The sequence below is a fragment of the Roseateles aquatilis genome, assembly GCF_002205645.1.
GTDB classification, from domain to species: domain Bacteria; phylum Pseudomonadota; class Gammaproteobacteria; order Burkholderiales; family Burkholderiaceae_C; genus Roseateles; species Roseateles aquatilis.
Genome location: NZ_NIOF01000010.1, coordinates 62,968 through 79,665 on the forward strand (window position 1 = coordinate 62,968; position 16,698 = coordinate 79,665).

Annotated in this window: 15 protein-coding genes; 9 read left to right on the plus strand and 6 right to left on the minus strand. The window is 71.4% G+C overall.

Translation table 11 applies throughout. From position 1 onward, the window contains the following. Positions 1–21: 21 nt before the first annotated feature. Genes gmhB through CDN99_RS19215 form a run of 3 tightly spaced genes read left to right on the plus strand, consistent with a single transcriptional unit; the run spans position 22 to position 2,417 of the window. Positions 22–672, plus strand: a complete 651-nt coding sequence (gene gmhB, locus CDN99_RS19205) for a D-glycero-beta-D-manno-heptose 1,7-bisphosphate 7-phosphatase (protein WP_238139604.1) — start codon at positions 22–24, stop codon at positions 670–672. Further along, positions 672–1,481, plus strand: a complete 810-nt coding sequence (locus tag CDN99_RS19210) for a lysophospholipid acyltransferase family protein (RefSeq protein WP_088386507.1) — start codon at positions 672–674, stop codon at positions 1,479–1,481. The genes gmhB and CDN99_RS19210 overlap by 1 nt, the downstream gene beginning before the upstream one ends. A gap of 15 nt (positions 1,482–1,496) precedes the next feature. Continuing rightward, entirely contained in the window at positions 1,497–2,417 is a 921-nt protein-coding gene (locus tag CDN99_RS19215) for a M48 family metallopeptidase (RefSeq protein ID WP_088386508.1), read from the plus strand. 415 nt (positions 2,418–2,832) lie between these two features. Here CDN99_RS19215 and CDN99_RS19220 read toward each other — a convergent pair whose 3' ends face one another. Further along, positions 2,833–3,888, minus strand: a complete 1,056-nt coding sequence (locus tag CDN99_RS19220) for an MBL fold metallo-hydrolase (RefSeq protein ID WP_088386509.1) — start codon at positions 3,886–3,888, stop codon at positions 2,833–2,835. Between the two features lie 45 nt (positions 3,889–3,933). On the opposite strand from CDN99_RS19220, the gene CDN99_RS19225 reads away from it, so the two are divergent. Next, positions 3,934–4,395 carry a MerR family transcriptional regulator gene (locus CDN99_RS19225; RefSeq protein WP_088386510.1) on the plus strand — a complete coding sequence of 154 codons (462 nt, stop codon included), beginning with the start codon at positions 3,934–3,936 and terminating at the stop codon, positions 4,393–4,395. Positions 4,396–4,474: 79 nt separating this feature from the next. Next, positions 4,475–4,852 (plus strand): adenosylmethionine decarboxylase, encoded by a 378-nt coding sequence (speD, locus tag CDN99_RS19230; RefSeq protein ID WP_088386511.1) that lies wholly within the window; start codon positions 4,475–4,477, stop codon positions 4,850–4,852. 77 nt (positions 4,853–4,929) lie between these two features. On the opposite strand, the gene CDN99_RS19235 is transcribed toward speD, so the two are convergent. Next, entirely contained in the window at positions 4,930–8,169 is a 3,240-nt protein-coding gene (locus CDN99_RS19235) for a S9 family peptidase (protein ID WP_088386512.1), read from the minus strand. Between the two features lie 188 nt (positions 8,170–8,357). Then, positions 8,358–9,077 carry an alpha/beta hydrolase gene (locus CDN99_RS19240; RefSeq protein ID WP_088386513.1) on the minus strand — a complete coding sequence of 240 codons (720 nt, stop codon included), beginning with the start codon at positions 9,075–9,077 and terminating at the stop codon, positions 8,358–8,360. 169 nt (positions 9,078–9,246) lie between these two features. Here CDN99_RS19240 and CDN99_RS19245 point away from each other — a divergent pair, with 169 nt between their 5' ends. After that, positions 9,247–9,618: a PspC domain-containing protein gene (locus tag CDN99_RS19245; RefSeq protein ID WP_088386514.1), complete on the plus strand. Its 372-nt coding sequence runs from the start codon at positions 9,247–9,249 to the stop codon at positions 9,616–9,618. 7 nt (positions 9,619–9,625) lie between these two features. Here CDN99_RS19245 and CDN99_RS19250 read toward each other — a convergent pair whose 3' ends face one another. Beyond that, the gene (locus CDN99_RS19250) at positions 9,626–10,300 is read right to left on the minus strand and encodes a methyltransferase domain-containing protein (protein WP_088386515.1); all 675 of its coding nucleotides are present in this window, start codon (positions 10,298–10,300) and stop codon (positions 9,626–9,628) included. Positions 10,301–10,448: 148 nt separating this feature from the next. Between CDN99_RS19250 and CDN99_RS19255 the strand changes: the two genes are divergently transcribed. The 3 genes from CDN99_RS19255 to CDN99_RS19265 all read left to right on the plus strand — a co-directional run bounded on the left by CDN99_RS19255 (position 10,449) and on the right by CDN99_RS19265 (position 13,818). After that, positions 10,449–10,985 (plus strand): hypothetical protein, encoded by a 537-nt coding sequence (locus CDN99_RS19255; protein ID WP_141100869.1) that lies wholly within the window; start codon positions 10,449–10,451, stop codon positions 10,983–10,985. 85 nt (positions 10,986–11,070) lie between these two features. Next, complete coding sequence (locus CDN99_RS19260) at positions 11,071–13,116, plus strand: alkaline phosphatase (protein WP_088386517.1); 2,046 nt, start codon at positions 11,071–11,073, stop codon at positions 13,114–13,116. 246 nt (positions 13,117–13,362) lie between these two features. Further along, positions 13,363–13,818, plus strand: coding sequence for a hypothetical protein (locus CDN99_RS19265; protein WP_141100870.1), 456 nt, complete (start codon positions 13,363–13,365; stop codon positions 13,816–13,818). A gap of 13 nt (positions 13,819–13,831) precedes the next feature. Here the strand turns inward: CDN99_RS19265 and CDN99_RS19270 are convergent, their stop codons facing one another. Both CDN99_RS19270 and CDN99_RS19275 read right to left on the minus strand, forming a co-directional pair. Next, positions 13,832–15,268, minus strand: coding sequence for an efflux transporter outer membrane subunit (locus CDN99_RS19270; RefSeq protein WP_088386682.1), 1,437 nt, complete (start codon positions 15,266–15,268; stop codon positions 13,832–13,834). Continuing rightward, the gene (locus CDN99_RS19275) at positions 15,265–16,530 is read right to left on the minus strand and encodes an HlyD family secretion protein (RefSeq protein ID WP_088386683.1); all 1,266 of its coding nucleotides are present in this window, start codon (positions 16,528–16,530) and stop codon (positions 15,265–15,267) included. The genes CDN99_RS19270 and CDN99_RS19275 overlap by 4 nt, the downstream gene beginning before the upstream one ends. Positions 16,531–16,698 lie beyond the last annotated feature (168 nt).

Here is a 16,698-nt window from a genome sequence, read left to right on the forward strand (position 1 = left end):
TCCTTTCACCCGGAGACCACCATGCCCACCCGGTCCGACCACTCGCACGGCATGAAGCTGGTGATCCTGGGCCGCGACGGCACGATCAACCGCTACCGCGACGACCACGTGAAGTCGCCCGAGGAGCTCGAGCCGCTGCCCGGCGCGCTGGAGGCCGTCGCGCGCTTGAACCACGCCGGCTGGCACACGGTGATGGCCACGAACCAGCCCGGCATCGGCCGCGGCCTGCTCGACATGGCCTCGCTGAACGCGGTGCACCTGCGGCTGAATCAGCTGCTGGCGGAGAAGGGCGGGCGTCTGGACGCCGCCTTCTTCTGCCCGCACACGCCCGAGGACAACTGCAACTGCCGCAAGCCGCTGCCCGGCCTGCTGGAGCAGATCGGCGAGCGCTTCGGCGTGGACCTGCCGGCGGTCCACATGGTCGGCGCCAGCGTGCGCGACGTGCAGACGGCGCGCAACGCCGGCTGCGTGCCGCACCTGCTGCGCGGCGACCGGCTGGCGGGCGTCGACGAGGACCAGTTGCAGGAACAGATCGCGCTGATACCCGGCGCGCGGGTGCACGCGGACCTGGCCGCGTTCGCCGACACGCTCATCCATGAGGAACGCCGCGCGCGCGCCGAGTCGCGCGGCGAATCCGTCCTACCCGCCACCGGCCCCGGAGATATGAGCTGATGCTCGTCGCGCTACGTTCCTTCCTGTTCGTCCTGTACCTGATCGTCACCGTCGTGCCCTGGGGCTCCGCGGTCGTGCTGGCGTCTCCGTTCCTGAGCAGCACCCGGCTGTATTGGATGTGCGCCGGCTGGCTCAGCATCGCCATCCGCGGCGCGCGCATGATCTGCGGCGTGCGCTGGCGCGTGCGCGGCATGGAGCACCTGCCGACCGACGAGCAGCAGTCGGTGATCCTGCTCTCCAAGCACCAGTCGACCTGGGAGACCTTCGCCTACCCGATGCTGATGCCGCGGCCGCTGGCCTACGTGTTCAAGCGCGAGCTGATCTACATCCCGTTCTTCGGCTGGTCGATGGCCCGGCTGGACATGATCCACATCGATCGCAGCAAGCGCAGCGAGGCCTGGAACAAGGTGGCCGCGCAAGGTCGCCGGCTGGCGGCGCAGGGCACCTGGGTGATCATGTTCCCGGAAGGCACGCGCGTCGCGCGCGGCAAGGCCGGCGAGTACAAGACCGGCGGCACGCGCCTGGCCATCGAGACCGGCCAGCCGGTGGTGCCGATCGCAATGAGCTCCGCGCGCTGCTGGCCGCGCAAGAGCTTCCTGCTCAAGCCCGGCGTGATCGACGTGTCCATCGGCCCGCAGATCGCCAGCGCCGGCCGCACGCCGACCGACCTCATGAAGGAAGTGCAGGCCTGGATCGAGACCGAGATGCGGGTCCTCGACCCCGAGGCCTACGCGGGCGCCCCCGCGGTGGCCGCGCCGCCCGCTCCGCCGGCGCCCCCCGCGCCGCCGCCCGCGCCGGCCACCGCCTGATTACACTCGCAGCCCATGCTGCCCTCCAAGCTGCGGCGCCTGGCCGGACTGCTGAACTTCACGCAGTTGTCGCTGTTCGACGGCGACCCCCCGCCCACGCCGCCCCTGACGCCCTCGACACCGCGTCCGGCGCCTGATCCGCTCGTCCCGTCGCCGCGCGTGCGCGGTGACGGCGGAGCGTCCGCGCGCCAGGTCTTGCTGCACGGGCAGGCGATCCCCTACGAGCTCAAGCGCGCGCGTCGCCGCAGCATCGGCTTCACCGTCAGCGAGGACGGCCTGCGCGTGTCCGCACCGAAGTGGGTGCCGCTGACCGACATCGACAACGCGCTGCAACAGAAGGGCGACTGGATCCTGCGCAAGCTGGTCGAGCAGCGCGAGCGCACGCGCCGCACGCAGGCCGCGCGCATCCACTGGGGCGACGGCTGCAGCCTGCCCTACCTGGGCGAGCCGCTGATCGTCGTGCTCGATCCGGCCTCGACCGGCGCGCGACTGGACGAGGGCCAGGCCGACGCGCAACCGACGCTGGCCACGGTCGCGCGTCGCATGCTCTACCTGGGCCTGCCGCAGAACGCCGAGCCGGAGCAGATCCGCGACACGGTGCAGGCCTGGCTGCAGCGCCAGGCGCGGCACCGCTTCGAGCAGCGCTGCCGCCACTTCGCCGAGCCGCTCGGCGTGACGATGACCGGGCTGCGGCTGTCCTCGGCGCAGACGCGCTGGGGCAGTGCCAGCGCCGACGGGATGATCCGCCTCAACTGGCGCCTGATCCATTTCTCGCCGGCGCTGATCGACTACGTCGTCGCGCATGAGCTGGCCCACCTCAAGGAGATGAACCACAGCCCGCGCTTCTGGGCCGTGGTGCGCTCGGTGCTGCCGGAGTACGAGCTCGCGCGCGACCGCCTGAAGCAGGCGGTGCTGCCGCTGATGGACGAGGCCTGAGGCCGTCGCGCGGCCCATGACGGCCGCGAGGTCCGGGATGGCCGAAACAGCCACGAAGACCGCCGAAATCAATCGTCCAACCTGATAGCGGTAAACGTTCGCACTTCCCCCTTTGGGGGGGCTTGTAGCTGATATGAGTGGCGCGCACACTGCCCGCAGCTGTCATCTAACGCATCTGAGTCAGAACCGCATGGGCGGATCCCTCTCGGTAGCGCCCAGGATCCTGAAGCCATGAGGGCATCCGTAGATCCGCGCTCACAACCGACAAACTGATGCATACAAGGCGCAGCGCCGCCGCCCCTGATCGGGGGCGGCGGCGACTGTCTCCCGCCTGTGGACGTCGGACAGCCACCCCCACCCATCAACGCCGCGCTGAGTCCGACCGGACCCCGCTTGAGCGCCCGTGTGCGTGCGTTCAGGCGCTGAAGCGGTAAACCCCGTCCGCGTCCAGCATGCGGCGCAGTTGGCCGCCCAGCCAGAGGCGATGGAGGTGGGCCACCGCCTCGCCCATCGCGAAGGTCGTCTGATGCAGGTCCAGCTTGCGCCGGAACATCATCGGCAGCAGCTCCGCCGCGTGACAGGGCTTGGCGGTGCAGGCTTCCAGCACTTCGGCCAGGCGCTCGCGGTGGTGCTCCTGCAGCTGGTCGATGCGGGCGTGCAGGCCGCGGAACGGCTTGCCGTGGGCCGGCAGCACCAGCGTCTCCGCTGGCAGCGGCAGCAGGCGTTCGAGCGACTCCAGGTAGAGCTGCAGCGGGTCGGCCTCCGGCTCCACGTCCACCACCGACACGTTGGTCGAGATGCGCGGCAGCACCATGTCGCCGGAGATCATGACGCCCAGCGATTCGCTGAACAGGCTGATGTGCTCCGGCGCATGGCCGTGGCCGACGATGCAGCGCCAGTCATGGCCGCCGATGGGGACGGTCATGCCATCCATCAGGCGCCGGAAGGCCGCCGGCACGCGCGGCACCATGCTCGGGTAATAGCTGGCCCGGCCGCGGATCTTCTCCAGCGCCTCCGGGTCGGTCAGCCCGTGGCTGCCGAAGAACGCGGCCGCCGCCTCGCCGCCCATGCCGACGGTCGAGGCCGACGCGACGCGCGCCAGCTGATAGTCGGTCGCGCTGATCCACAGCCGGCACTGCCAGCGCTCGGTCAGCCAGTGGCCCAGTCCCAGGTGGTCGGGGTGGAAGTGCGTGACGATGACGCGCAACACCGGCAGCCCGTCCAGGTGGTCGGCGAAGACCCGCTCCCAGTTGTCCTTGGTCGTGTCGTTGTGGATGCCGCAGTCGACGATGGTCCAGCCGTCGCGGCCGTCGACGATGTCGCGCAGCAGCCAGAGGTTGATGTGGTCCAGCGCGAAGGGCAATCCCATCCGCACCCAGCGCAGCCCGGGCAGGACCTCGAGCGCCTCGCCCGGCGCGGGCAACGTGTCGCCGAGGGGGTAGGAGAGTTCCGATTCGCGGGGATTGGCCATGGCTTTAGACTTACGTTTACGTCAACGTCATTTGCCAGTGTAGCCATGAGCACCGAAACCCGCCCGACCCCGGCCGACGACCTGCCCGAGGACGTCTTGCCGGACGCCAGCGACGCGGCGGGCCCGCTGTTCACCATCACCGAGCTGGCGGCGGAGTTCGACATCACCCCCCGCGCCATCCGTTTCTACGAGGACATGGGCCTGCTGACGCCGGCCCGCGCCGGCCGCAACCGCGTCTACACGCAGCGCGACCGCACGCGGCTCAAGCTGACGCTGCGCGGCAAGCGGCTGGGGCTCTCGCTGCAGGAGGTGAAGCAGCTCGTCGACATGTACGACAGCCAGGCCGACACGGTGCCGCAGCTGCGCGCGTTCCTCGGCGTGCTGGGGCAGCACCGCAGCCAGTTGCAGCAGCAACTGAGCGACATCGAGGTCACGCTGGCCGAGATCGCCCAGCACGAGGAGCGCTGCCACACGCTGCTGGCCGAGGCCGGGCAGCCGGCGGACTGACGTCCGCCCGCGCAGCCCCTCTTCGGCAGGGGCCGCCGGACGGCTTTTCCAGGATCGCCGCGACCTACACTGCGCCGCCATGAATGGCTTGCATCTCACCGCCGACCTGTCCGGCTGCGCCAACGCGGCGCTGCTGACCGACGAGCGCGGCCTCGCCCATCACACCCGCGCCGCCGCCGAGGCGGCCGGGCTGAGCGTGGTCGGCGAACACTGGCATCGCTTCCCCACGTCCGCCGACGGACAGCCGGGCGGCATCACCGGCATGCTGCTGCTGGCCGAGTCCCACGTGGCGCTGCACACCTGGCCGGAGCTGGCGTCGGTGACGCTGGACGTCTACGTCTGCAACTACGGCGCGGACAACGCCGCCAGGGCCGAGGCGCTGATGGCGGCGTTGATCGACCGCTTCGAGCCCGCCCGGATCGAGCGGCATCGACTGGAGCGTGGGCGGCTCGGCTGAGCGCCCGCGCCCCGTCGGGGCCTGACCGGTTGGACCGGCCAGGCCGGCCGACCTGACCGACCCGATCGGCGCGAGCGTCAGCGCGCGCCGCCCGTGGCGCCCGCGCCGGCGGGCGCCGGGGTCGCCTGGCCTTTGGCCACGGCGGTTTCGCCGGGTTGCGGCGCCGGCTTGAACTGCCCCATCACGTCGCGCTTGCCGCGCTCCAGGTAGGGCACCGGCTGGTCCATCCACGCCGGGCGCGCGCTGCCGAGCAGGTAATGGTCGAAGAACTCCGCCATGTGCACGGTGTAGTGCTTGGTGTTCTCGCGGTCCCGCAGGCCGTGCTTCTCGCCGTTGTAGTTGAACCAGTAGGCTTCCTTGCCCAGCCGGCGCAGCGCGGTGAAGAACTCGATGCCCTGGTACCACGGCACCGCGTCGTCGTCGTCGTTGTGGATGGTCAGGTAGGGCGTGGTGACCTTGTTGACCTGGAAGATGGGCGAGTTCTCCACGTACAGGTCGGGCCGGTCCCACGGCGTGGCGCCGATGCGGCTCTGGCCGTGCTCGTACTGGAACGCGCGGCTGATGCCGGCGCCCCAGCGGATGCCGCCGTAGCCGCTGACCATGTTGGCCATCGACGCGCCGGCTTCCGCCGCGCGGAACATCGTCGTGCGCGTGATCAGGTAGTTGATCTGGTACGCGCCCCAGCTGTGGCCCTGGATGCCGATGCGCTTGGGATCGACGTAGCCCTTGGCGATCTGCTGCTTCACGGCCGGGATCACCGTGTTCATCGCGCTGCGGCCGGGGTGGCCGGTCGTGTAGACGATGTCGGGGCGCAGCACCAGGTAGCCGTTGCTGACGTAGCGGCTGACGTTGATGTTCTGGCTCGGCGCCGGCGGCACGAAGCGGTACCGGTTGTCCGTCATCTTCTCGTAGATGTAGACCATCATCGGGTACTGCTTCTTCGGGTCGAAGCCGGCCGGCTTGGCCAGCAGCGCGTGCAGCTTCTTGCCGTCGGCGGCGGTGTACTCGATCAGCTCCTGCGTGCCCCAGGCGTATTGCGATTGCTGCGGATTGGCGTCGCTGATCTTCTGCGGCGATTGCAGCGACAGCGTCGAGGTCCACAGGTTGGGGAACTCGCTGAAGGTCTGCTGCGTGAAGACAACGCGGTCGGCGTCCTTGGCCTTGATCAGGCCGCCGATCATCTTGTCGTCCTGGATCAGCGTCTTGGGCAGGCCGCCGGTCGCGTCGACGCGGTAGTAGCCGCTGGCGTGCGTCACGTCGTGCGTGCCGGCCAGCGTCAGCGCGTCGGCGGGCAGCGGCTTCTGGTCGGCGTCCTCCGGGTCCAGCGGCACGACGCGCAGCTCCAGCTGCTGACGACGGCCCCAACCCTGCGTCAGGTTCTGGGCCTTGCCGGTGGCGGGCTGGACGGACCAGAGGTCGAACTTGTCGTACACGACGACGCTGTCGTCATCGGCGGTCCAGCCGGCGGCGCCGTAGGGCGAGGGCAGGTCCGGCACGTCACGGTCGTCATTGTCGAAGCGCGACTTGATCTTGCCGGTAAGGTCGATCGCCGCGCCGGTGTCGGTGCGCCAGGCCGTCCAGCGCACGGCGGCGGCGTCGAAGCCCAGCACGTACTTGCCGGCGGGCGACAGCTTGGGCGCGTGGCGCAGCTTGCGACCCAGCGGCTTGGCCGCGCCGGTCTGCAGGTCGACGGCGTAGGCGTCCATGTAGGCGCCTTCCCACGACATCAACTGGCGGTACGGCAGCTCGCTCAGGCCCAGCGCGACGCGGCCGTTCTCGTTCACCTGCACGGTGGGCAGGTCCTTGGTCGCGAGCTGCACGAAGCGCGCCGCGTCCACGTCGGTGCCCAGGTGCACGACGGCGCGGTAGCTGCGCACGCGCTCGCGATCGGCCTTGGCCTTCTGGGCCGATTGCAGCTCCGGATCCTTCCAGTGCCACAGGTCGACCTTCAGCGGCTCGGGCGCGTCCTTGGGCTCGGCGGCGGGCAGCTCGGCGGTGCCCAGGAACAGGCGCTGGCCGTCCTTGCTGAAGCTCAGCGGGGCGTGCTCGCTCGGCGTCCAGCCGGCGGGCATGCCGGCGGTATCGGCGGAGACCAGCACCGACGCGGCGTCGGCGCCGGCCTTCCACAGGAAGAGCTTGTAGGGCACCGGATCAGGCTTGGCATCGGCCTTGTCGGCGGCGTCGGCCTTGTCCGATTTCTCGGACTTGTCCGCCCGCTCGCTGGCGGCCTTCTTCGCCTTGGCCGCGCTCATCGCGGCGAGGTGGTCGCGGCTGCTGACGAAGGCCAGTTGGCGGCCCTGCTCGTCGAAGCGCAGCTGCTTGTAGCTGCCGGCGCCGGCCAGCACCGCGCGCGCCTTGGCGGGCTCGGCGGGATCGATCAGATAGACGCCTTCGCGGGCGGTGTCGTCAGCCTTGGCTTCGGCCTTCGTCTCCGGCTTCGCCTCGGTTCCCGACGCGGCGGCCGCGGAGGCCGCCGGTGCCGCGGGCCTGCCCTTGGCCGGCTCCTTCACCGACACGGCATAGGCCAGCAGGCTGCCCTGCCTGGCCCAGACGAAGTCGGCCACGTCCTTGATCGCATGGCGCTGCAGCGTGGCGGCGTCGATCAGGATCAGCTCGGTGCCGGGCGCTTTCTTCGGCGAGGGGCCGGTCAGGCTGTCGGACAGGGCCTCCTGGTCGGCGGCGCCGTCGCCGGCGACATCGCTCGATGCATCGCTCCAACCGTCGGAGGACCGATCGGCCTTGGGCGCCGCGCCGTCCTTGGCGCCGTCCTTCTTGGTCGGGCTCTCCAGCAGCATCGCCAGATGCTGGCCGCCGTCCTTGGCCCAGGCGAAACGCTTGACGCGCTCGACGGTCTCGACCTTGCCGCTGGCCAGGTCCATCACGGCGGCGCCGGGCTTGGGCGCGTCGTCACCCTTCTTCTTGTCCTTCTTGGCCTTGTCGATCTCGGCGCGCGTCGGCTGCACCGCGAAGGCGACGAAACGACCGTCGGCGCTGAAGGCCGGCGCGGTGCCGCGCGGGACGCGGATCTCGCGGCCGTCGGCGACATGGCGCAGGACCAGCTCGCCATCGGCCTCCTGCGCCACCAGCGCATACGCGATCCATGACCCGTCGCGGCTCAGCTGCGTGCCCTGGATGCTGCGCCAGGTGGCGTAGACGTCATGGGTGATGGGCAGCTTGGCGGCGGTGGGCGATGCCACCGAGGCCGCCGCGGCGGCGACCGGGGTCGCGGTCTGCGGCGGCGTGGCCGCGGCCAGCGGGGCGAAGGGCAGGATCGCCAGCGACAGCGCCGGCAGGGACTTGAGCAGGGATGCGTGCATGGACCGTGCGGGCCGGTAAGCCCGTGTGCAGAGGCGCCCGGAGGGGCGGGACGGCGACGGTTATAGCAAGCCGCCCCGGCTTCGGAACAAAGACATTCCCGGAGTCCGAGGCGGCCGCCCCACGGATTCGGGGCCCGATGTGCGGTGCTCGCCGCTTTGCGCGACAGGCGCTCGGTGGCCGTCCTGGCTCAGTCCGCGGTGGGCGCGTCGGGCGCGCCAGGGGCGCCGGCCGCCGCGGTCAGGGTCTTCACCAACCAGGCCTGCAGGTCCTGGATCTCCTCCATGCTGACCTCGTGGGCCATCGGGTACTCGTGCCACTCGACGTCGTGGCCGAGCCGGCGCAGCTCCGCCAGCGAGGCCTGGGCACGCGCGGGCACGACGACGCCGTCGCCGCTGCCATGGGCCAGGAAGATCGGCGTGGCGACGTTGGCGGCGCCACGCTCCGCCTCCGTGGTGCCGAGCAGCGGCAGGTAGCCGGACAGGCCGACCAGGCCGGCCAGCCGCTTCGGATACCGCAGCCCCGTCATCAACGTCATCGCGCAGCCTTGCGAGAAACCCATCAGCACGACCCGCTCCGGCGGGATGCCGTGCTCGCGTTCCTCGCGGGCGATGAGGTCCTCGATCAGCGCCTGCGAGACGCGCAGGCCGTCGGCGTCCTCGCGCTGGCTCAGGTCGCCATGGCGGATGTCGTACCAGGCGCGCATGCGCATGCCGTTGTTGATGGTGACCGGGATCTCCGGCGCGCTGGGCAGGACGAAGCGCAGCCCGCCGCGCGCCATCACCGCGCGCAGGTCCAGCGCCTGGCACACCGGCACGAAGTCGTTGCCGTCCGCGCCGAGGCCGTGCAGCACGACGATGCTGAAGCGGGGCGTCTCGCGGGTCTGGAGTTCGATGGTTTCGAGCGTCATGGGGCGGCATCGTAGTCCCGCGCGGGGCCTTGCGCCTTGTCACCCCGCCTGCGTGCCGCATCGCGCGTCGATGCAGTTGGTCGCAAACGCGTCGCGCCCGGGGGAGCTCGAACGTAGTCTGCGCTCCATCGCATCCCCGGATGCTTCAGCTCAAGGAAAGGCCGACACCATGTTCGACAGCGAAGAACTCAACCGCCTGGCCGACCTGCATCAGCGCGGCATCCTCAACGACGAAGAATTTGCCCGCGCCAAGGCGAAGGTGCTGGAAGGGGGCGCGACGCGGACCTCGTCCACGTCGTGGACCTGCGGCGCCTCCAGCGCCATGCCGCCGCCGTCCGGCGCGCCGGCGGTCAGCGCCCTCAACGCCTTCCGCCGCAGCCGCGGCGACCGCTGGATCGGCGGCGTCTGCGGCGGCCTGGCCCGCATCAGCGGACTGGCCTCGTGGTTCTGGCGCATCGTCTTCGTGGCGCTGACGATGTGCGCCGGCGGCGGCATGCTGCTGTACCTCCTGCTCTGGATCTTCGTGCCGCTGGAGGACTGAGCGCGCCTCAGCGCCGGCCACGCAGCAGATAGGCGGAGGCGAGCCAGCGGCGCTCGACCTCCGCCTCTTTCATTCGGTGGGCCAACTCGCGCCACGGGCAGCCGAGGCCGTCCATGCGCACCACCGAATGCATCGCCGCGCCGAGCACGAACAGGTTGCTCAGCGGCAGCCACGGCGGTGCCCACGCCAGGCCCGCCGCGACGACGCGCGCGCCCGGCTTGAGCGCCCGCAGCACGCGGTCGAGACCGGCGGCATCCTGCAAGGCGTCGTGCGTGAAGAAGAACAGCGCCGCGTCGGCGCGCCGACGCCCGAGCGCGGCGGCGATCGGCGCGTCCGCCGCGGTGGCGGTGAGAAAGTCGATCGGCGTGGCCAGGGCCTGGACCCCGACGCGCTCCCGCGCCTGGTGCATCATCGACTCGCAGGGCTCGACGGCGACGATGTGGCCGGCGGGGCCGACCGCCTCGGACAGTCCGGGCAGGCTCAGGCCGGTGCCCGCGCCGATGTCGAGCACGACGTCGCCCGGGGCGAGCGCCAGCGCGGCGATGGCCTCGCGACGCAACGGCGCCACGGGCATCAGCTCGTAGTCGTAGATCGCGGCGCGGCGCGTGTAGAGCGCGTCCGACGCGCGGGATTCGGGCGATGCCGGCGAGGCGTCCGGACGCCGCTCCTCGTGCGTGGTCATCGACTTCCTTGGGGACTGCGATCGATCCAGCTTCGCGCCCGCGCGGCGCGAGTGTCAAGCAAGAAAATCAGGGAAGCGCCTCCAAACCGCGACGGCATCGCCACCGTCGTCACGGAACCGTCACACCGGGCCGAAAGAATCGCGCCCCATGCGCGTCCCTATCCCCACAGGCATGCGGCTTGCCCGACAAGCCGCCCTCTCGATCGCGGTCGTCTGCGCGATCGCCGCCGGTCCCGCCGTCAGCGCCGAGCCGGCGCCGATGGACCTCAAGTTCTCCCAGTTCTTCAAGACCCCGATCGGCCCGGCCGGCCTGGAGCTGTCCGAGGCGCTGCGCGGCGCCGACGGCCGCGAGGTGCGTTTGGTCGGTTACATGGTCGCCCAGGAGGACGCCAAGCCCGGCCGCTTCTGGCTGACGCCGCGCCCGGTGCGCATGAGCGAGCACGCCGACGGCGAGGCCGACGACCTGCCGGCCGCCACCGTCACCGTGCTGCTGGATCCCGCGCAGCGCGACCGCCTGATCGCCCACCGCGAGGGGCTGGTGGTGCTGACCGGCCAGCTCTCCGTCGGCCGCTTCGAGGACGAGGCCGGCCGCGTGTCCTGGGTCCGCCTGCAATTGCCGGCGGGCGCGCTGGAGGCGCGGGCCGCCGCCGCGAAGCCCGACGCGGGCTCGTCCCACAAGCATTGAAGCGGCGCAGGGGGCCACGCCCGTCGTGTCGACCGTGGCGCCGCGCTCCTCGACTTTCCAATTTCTCCGCCTTGACTGGAACCCCATGAAGCACCTGCCTTCCCTGCTCGCCAGCGCCTGCGCGCTGCTGGCGCTGTCCGCGCACGCCGCGCCGACCGTCACGCGCCTGACGCCGCCCAGCGAGCTCTTCTCCAGCGGCGGGCCCGAGCCCGTCATCGCCCGCTTCCTGCCGGGCCAGCGCTTCGACCTGCAGGCCACCGTCAAGCCGGACGCCGGCCAGCGCATCACGGCCGCCCGCTTCCTGATCGACGGCAAGCCGGTCGATGCCACCGTGGCGCTGCGTGATTGCGCCGAGGGCTGCGTCAAGGGCATCAGCGCCGAGACGGCCATCGCCACCGTGCGCGCCGTCAGCCTGGAGAAGGCCGGCCGCCACGAGTTCAGCGTCGAGGCCACGCAGTCCGATGGCCAGAAGGTCAGCGCCCGCGGCAACTTCGACGTCGTCCCCTTCGCCGCGGCGATGGGCCCCAAGGTCAAGAACGTCATCATCCTGCTGGGCGACGGCATGGGCGCGGCGCAGCGCACCGCGGCGCGCATCGTCAAGGGCGGCTACGCGCAGGGCAAGGTCATCCAGCCGCTGGCGATGGACACCTTCCCGGCCACCGCGCTGGTCAAGACCGCGTCGCTGAACTCGGTGGTCACCGACTCGTCGCCGGGCATGACGTCCTACGTCTCCGGCAACAAGAACAACAACAATGAAGAAGGCGTCTTCCCCGACGACACCATCGATGCCTTCGACAATCCGCGCATCGAGTACCTGTCCGAGTACCTGCACCGCACGCAGGGCAAGGCGCTGGGCATCGTCACCACGGCCGACGTCTTCGACGCCACGCCGGCCGGCAACGCAGTGCACACCAGCAACCGCGGCGCGGGCACGGGCATCGTCGACCAGTTCTTCGACGACCGCTCGCGCACCGGCCTGACCGTGCTGCTGGGCGGCGGCCGCAAGTGGTTCCTGCCCGCGGGCACGCCGGGTTCCGAGCGCGCCGACGCCAACGACTACGCGTTCTCCGCCACCGACCCGCACACGTCCGAGATCGTCAAGCGCTGGGGCGCCGCGCCGGGCGCCAAGGACAAGGGCCGCGACCTGATCCAGGAATTCCAGGCCGCCGGCTACCGCTACGCGCCGACCAAGACCGCGCTCGAAGCGGCCACCGCCGGCGCGGGCGCGGACAAGCTGCTGGGCCTGTTCTCGTTCTCCAACATGAACGTCGCGCTCGACAAGATCGACGGCCGCCGCGGCGTCAAGAAGGGTCTGGCGGGCGGCAGCGTCGTCGACGACTACGGCTTCCCCGACCAGCCCATGCTCGACGAGATGGCGCGCGCCGCGCTGGGCACGCTGAAGAAGCAGCCCAAGGGCTTCGTGCTGATGATCGAGGGCGCCTCGATCGACAAGCAGGCCCACAACATGGACACCGAGCGCTGGATGCTCGACACCATCGAGTTCGACCGCGCCGTGCAGGTCGCGCAGGACTTCGCCCGCGAGAACGGCGACACGCTGGTCATCGTCACCGCCGACCACGAGTGCTCCGGCGCGGCGCTGATCGGCGGCTCCATGCTGACGGACAAGGCGCTGCAGGAGGCGTCGTCCAGGAAGGGCGTCGCCAACTTGCGCGACAAGGTCGTGGGCGTGTACGAGAAGGCCGGCTTCCCGCGCTACCGCGTCGCGGCGGACGGTTATCCGGAAGCGACGGACATCGACTACCGCCTGCTGGTGGGGTACGGCGCCAACGCGGACCGCTACGAAGACTGGCGCACCAACAACACGCCGCTGCGTGACTCGCAGCAGCCGATGGCCAAGGCCGAGCCGCTGAAGTGGTACCCGGCCAACCCATCCGAGCGCGACGACGCGCTGGGCGAGTTCCTGGTCACCGGCCAGGTGCCCGGCGAGTCGGCGGTCCACACCGCGACAGACATCCCGCTGTCGGCCTTCGGCCCCGGCGCGCTGGCGTTTACCGGCGTGATCGACAACACCGACGTGTTCTTCAAGCTGGTGCAGGCGGTGGTCAAGGGCACGACGGCCCCGGCCGACGCGACGGGCGCGAAGCGGCCGGCCAAGGTCGCGGGCAAGTGAGCATCGGCGACGGCCGTCGGACTCGCGCCTGACACCGGGCGCAAGAAGACAGGCGAGTGACGAGGAGGCCCCGCGGGGCCTCCTCTCGTTGGGGGGCCGCGTCAATGTCGCGCCCCTATGATTCCGGGCGGCGCCGCGTCCCCGTTGCCAGGGATCGGTCCGCAGGACTCGCCGCGACCGTGGGGTGTTCCTCGGACCTGCCCTGCGACGCCAATCGGAGCGCGGCCGACGATTTCAGGAGTCCTCATGAGAGCAGTGCTGATCCTCATCGCCGTGGGCGTGCTCGCGGCCGCCGGCTGGAAATACCAGGACGAGATCCCGTTCCTGCGCGACGCGCGGGCGACGCTCGCGCCCAAGCTCAAGCTCGACGACATCCCCTCGCTGACGCGCGTGGCCGAGACCCGACCGACCGACGGCGGCGCGCGCGACACGGGCTCCGGCGCGCCGGCCGCCGCCAACGGTCTGCGCCGTTGCATGCAGAACGGCACCACGCTCTACACCAACGAGGCCGCCTGCCCCCCGGGCAGCAAGGAGGTCGCGGTGAAGGGCGGATCGGTCTCCGTGGTGCCCGCCTTCAAGCCGCCGCCCGCGCCGCCCTCCGCGAGCGGCAGCGCCAGCGGGATTCCGAATGCGCGCGATCTGCTCGCGCCCAAGGACGGCACGCTGCACGAGAAGATGATGGAGCGGAACTCCGGCGGCTGACGTCGTCGGACGTTCAGGGCGGCGGGGCGCTCCGCCAGCCGCCGCCCAGCGCGCGCACCAGCGCCAGGCGATTGTCCAGCTCGCTCTGGCGCAGCCGGATCAGGTCGTTGTCCTGCGCGAAGAGATTGCGCTGCGCATCCAGCTCCTCCAGGTAGCTCGCGTAGCCGGCCTCGTAGCGATCGTGCGCGTACTGCAGCGACCGCGCCAGCACCTCGCGCCGCTCGCGCGCGAAACGCAGCTGCCGGTCCAGTCGTTCGATGCCGGCCAGCGCGTTCTCGACCTCGGTGATCGCAGTCAGCACCCGACCGCGATAGGCGTAGGCCGCCTGATCCCGCTGCGCGGTCGCCGTGTCGAACTGCGCCCGCAGCCGGCCGGCGTCGAACAGCGGCGCAAGCACGCTGCCGCCGATGCTCCAGACCCGGATCGGGTCGTAGTCCAGCGCGGCGACATACAGCTTGCCGGCGGAGGCGGCGAACGAGATCTGCGGCATGAAGGCCGCTCGCCGCCCGGCCAGCGTGGCATCGCTCGCGGCCAGCGTGAGCGCGGCCTGGGCCAGGTCGGGACGCCGTTCGAGCAGCGCGGACGGCAGCACCGTCGGGGGTACCGGCAGCGCCAGGTCCTCGAACGGCTTACCGCGCGGCAGGTCGCCCGGCTGCTGGCCGGTGAGCTGCGCCAGCGCGTTTTCCTGGCGCCGGATCGCCAACTCCAGGTTGGGCACGGCTTGCGCGACCGAGGCGTACTCGGCCTGCGCCTGGGTCAGTTGCAACTGCGAGATGTAGCCGGTGCGGGCCTGGTCCTGCGCCAGCCGCAACGCCTCGGCGCGCGAGTCCAGCGTGCGCTTGGACAGCGCCAGCTGCGACTCCAGCCCCAGCAGCGCGATGTAGGACTGCACCGTGGTCGCGGCCAGGCTCAACGCCGCGCCGTCGCGATCGGCCTGGCTGGCGGCGACGCGCAGCCGCGCCGCGCGGGTCAGCGCGCCCAGGCGGTCCCACAGGTCCAGCTCCCACGACGCGGACAGCCCCGGCTGCAGGATGTGCGATTCCGAGATGCCCGTCGTCTGCAGCGTGCGCGACCCCTGCGCCGCGAAGGTCGCGTTCAGTTGCGGACCTTCGGCGGCGGCGCTCGCGGAGAGCGCCGCCCGGGCCTCGTCCAGGCGGGCGCCGGCGAGCAGCAGGTCGTTGTTGTGGGCGAGCGCGCGGTCGACCAGCGCGTCCATCACCGGGTCGCCGAAGTCGCGCCACCAGTCGCCGCGCAACGCGGCGGGCGCGTCGGCGCCGGACGCCGCGGCGTCCGCGGGCCGGGGCGCCGACGCCGGCGAGTCGGACGAGACCGGCTGCTCCCGCCACGACGCCGGCATGTCCACCCGAGACGCGTCCGGCGGCGCGCGCAGGGCCGGCGCGCATCCCGCGAGCAGGACGGCGGAGGCGATCAGCGACAGACGACGCCTCATCGCGATGCTCCGGACGCGGGCCATGAAGAAGCCAAAGGGGCCAAGGGCGTCGATGACGCTGGCGCAGGTGCAGGTGAAGGTGAAGGTGAAGGTGAAGGTGAAGGCTTGGGCGTGGGCGTGGGCGTGGCTGCCAACGGAGACGCGGGCGCCGGCGCGGACGCCGAGGTCGCCACCGTCACCACCACGGACATGCCGGGGCGCAGCCGCTCCAGCGCCGGCTGGTCGGCATCGAGCGCGATTCGCACCGGCAGCCGCTGCACGACCTTCGTGAAGTTGCCGGTCGCGTTATCGGCCTTGAGCACCGCGAACTCCGATCCCGTGGCCGGCGCGATCTGCTGCACCCGGCCGGTGAAGCGCACGCCCTTCAGCGCGTCCGCCTTGAAGCTGACCGCCTGCCCCAGCTGCATGCGGCCGGTCTGCGTCTCCTTGAAGTTGGCCACCACCCAGAGCTGGCGCGGCACCAGGAACAGCAGTTGCGACCCGGCGCTGACGTATTGCCCCAGCCGCACCGAGACCTCGCTGACCTGCCCGTCCGCGGGCGCGCGGATGACGGTGTTGGAGAGGTTGATGCGCGCCGTCGCCAGTTGGGCGTCCGCCGCCTGCACTTGCGCGTGCAGGCCGCCGCGGCTGACGGTGGTGGCCTTGATGCGTTCCTCGCCGATGCGGATGTCGGCCCTGGCCTTTTCGACGTTGGCGGAGGCCAGCCGGTTGCTGGCGCGGACGCGGTCGCGCTCGTTCAGCGACACGGACCCGCGCCCGGCGAGGTCCTCCACGCGAGCCAGTTCCGCGTTGGAGCGCGCCAGCTCGCCCTCCGCCGAGGCCAGCGTGGCGCGCGCCGCCGCCAGCGTCGCCTGGTTCTGTGCCTGCGTCTGGTCGAAGTTGTCGAACTGCGCCGCCGCATTGGCGCGCTGCGCCTCGGCCTGCGCGACGGCGGCGGCGTAGAGCCGGTCGTCGATGCGCACCAGCGGCTGGCCGGCCCTCACCTGTTCGAAGTCCTTCACCAGCACCTCCACGACGTAGCCGTTGACCTGCGGCGACAGCACGGTCACGGCGCCGCGCACGTAGGCGTTGTCGGTGGTCTCGTCGCTGGTGTCGAAGGGGCCGAGCTCCCACGCGCGCAGGATCAGCGTCACGCCCACCAGCGCGACCAGCGCCATCACGATGATCGACGTCGTCGAGGCCTTCAGGTACTTCGGCGGCGACGAGGGCGAGGCCGGCGGCGCGGCGGCGGACGCGGAGGCCGAGGGGGGCGAGGGCGGCATCGTCGTCCCGGCGCCTTCGCCGTCGGTCGGCAGCGGCAGGTTGGTGTCGGCCGTGCCGGTGGCGGACGAGGCCGTCGCCATGCCTTGCGGGACCGGTGGCGACGGATAACCCGGCGGGTGCGCCACGGGAGCCGCGGCAGGCGATGCGGCGGGCGATGCTGCGGGCGG

What these genes read in the sequence shown, in the direction of transcription:
- gmhB (WP_238139604.1), top strand. Translation starts at nt 22, where the DNA reads ATGCCCACCCGGTCCGACCACTCGCACGGCATGAAGCTGGTGATCCTG.
- CDN99_RS19210 (WP_088386507.1), top strand. Translation starts at nt 672, where the DNA reads ATGCTCGTCGCGCTACGTTCCTTCCTGTTCGTCCTGTACCTGATCGTC.
- CDN99_RS19215 (WP_088386508.1), top strand. Translation starts at nt 1,497, where the DNA reads ATGCTGCCCTCCAAGCTGCGGCGCCTGGCCGGACTGCTGAACTTCACG.
- CDN99_RS19220 (WP_088386509.1), bottom strand. Translation starts at nt 3,888, where the DNA reads ATGGCCAATCCCCGCGAATCGGAACTCTCCTACCCCCTCGGCGACACG.
- CDN99_RS19225 (WP_088386510.1), top strand. Translation starts at nt 3,934, where the DNA reads ATGAGCACCGAAACCCGCCCGACCCCGGCCGACGACCTGCCCGAGGAC.
- speD (WP_088386511.1), top strand. Translation starts at nt 4,475, where the DNA reads ATGAATGGCTTGCATCTCACCGCCGACCTGTCCGGCTGCGCCAACGCG.
- CDN99_RS19235 (WP_088386512.1), bottom strand. Translation starts at nt 8,169, where the DNA reads ATGCACGCATCCCTGCTCAAGTCCCTGCCGGCGCTGTCGCTGGCGATC.
- CDN99_RS19240 (WP_088386513.1), bottom strand. Translation starts at nt 9,077, where the DNA reads ATGACGCTCGAAACCATCGAACTCCAGACCCGCGAGACGCCCCGCTTC.
- CDN99_RS19245 (WP_088386514.1), top strand. Translation starts at nt 9,247, where the DNA reads ATGTTCGACAGCGAAGAACTCAACCGCCTGGCCGACCTGCATCAGCGC.
- CDN99_RS19250 (WP_088386515.1), bottom strand. Translation starts at nt 10,300, where the DNA reads ATGACCACGCACGAGGAGCGGCGTCCGGACGCCTCGCCGGCATCGCCC.
- CDN99_RS19255 (WP_141100869.1), top strand. Translation starts at nt 10,449, where the DNA reads ATGCGCGTCCCTATCCCCACAGGCATGCGGCTTGCCCGACAAGCCGCC.
- CDN99_RS19260 (WP_088386517.1), top strand. Translation starts at nt 11,071, where the DNA reads ATGAAGCACCTGCCTTCCCTGCTCGCCAGCGCCTGCGCGCTGCTGGCG.
- CDN99_RS19265 (WP_141100870.1), top strand. Translation starts at nt 13,363, where the DNA reads ATGAGAGCAGTGCTGATCCTCATCGCCGTGGGCGTGCTCGCGGCCGCC.
- CDN99_RS19270 (WP_088386682.1), bottom strand. Translation starts at nt 15,268, where the DNA reads ATGAGGCGTCGTCTGTCGCTGATCGCCTCCGCCGTCCTGCTCGCGGGA.
- CDN99_RS19275 (WP_088386683.1), bottom strand. Translation starts at nt 16,530, where the DNA reads ATGCCGCCCTCGCCCCCCTCGGCCTCCGCGTCCGCCGCCGCGCCGCCG.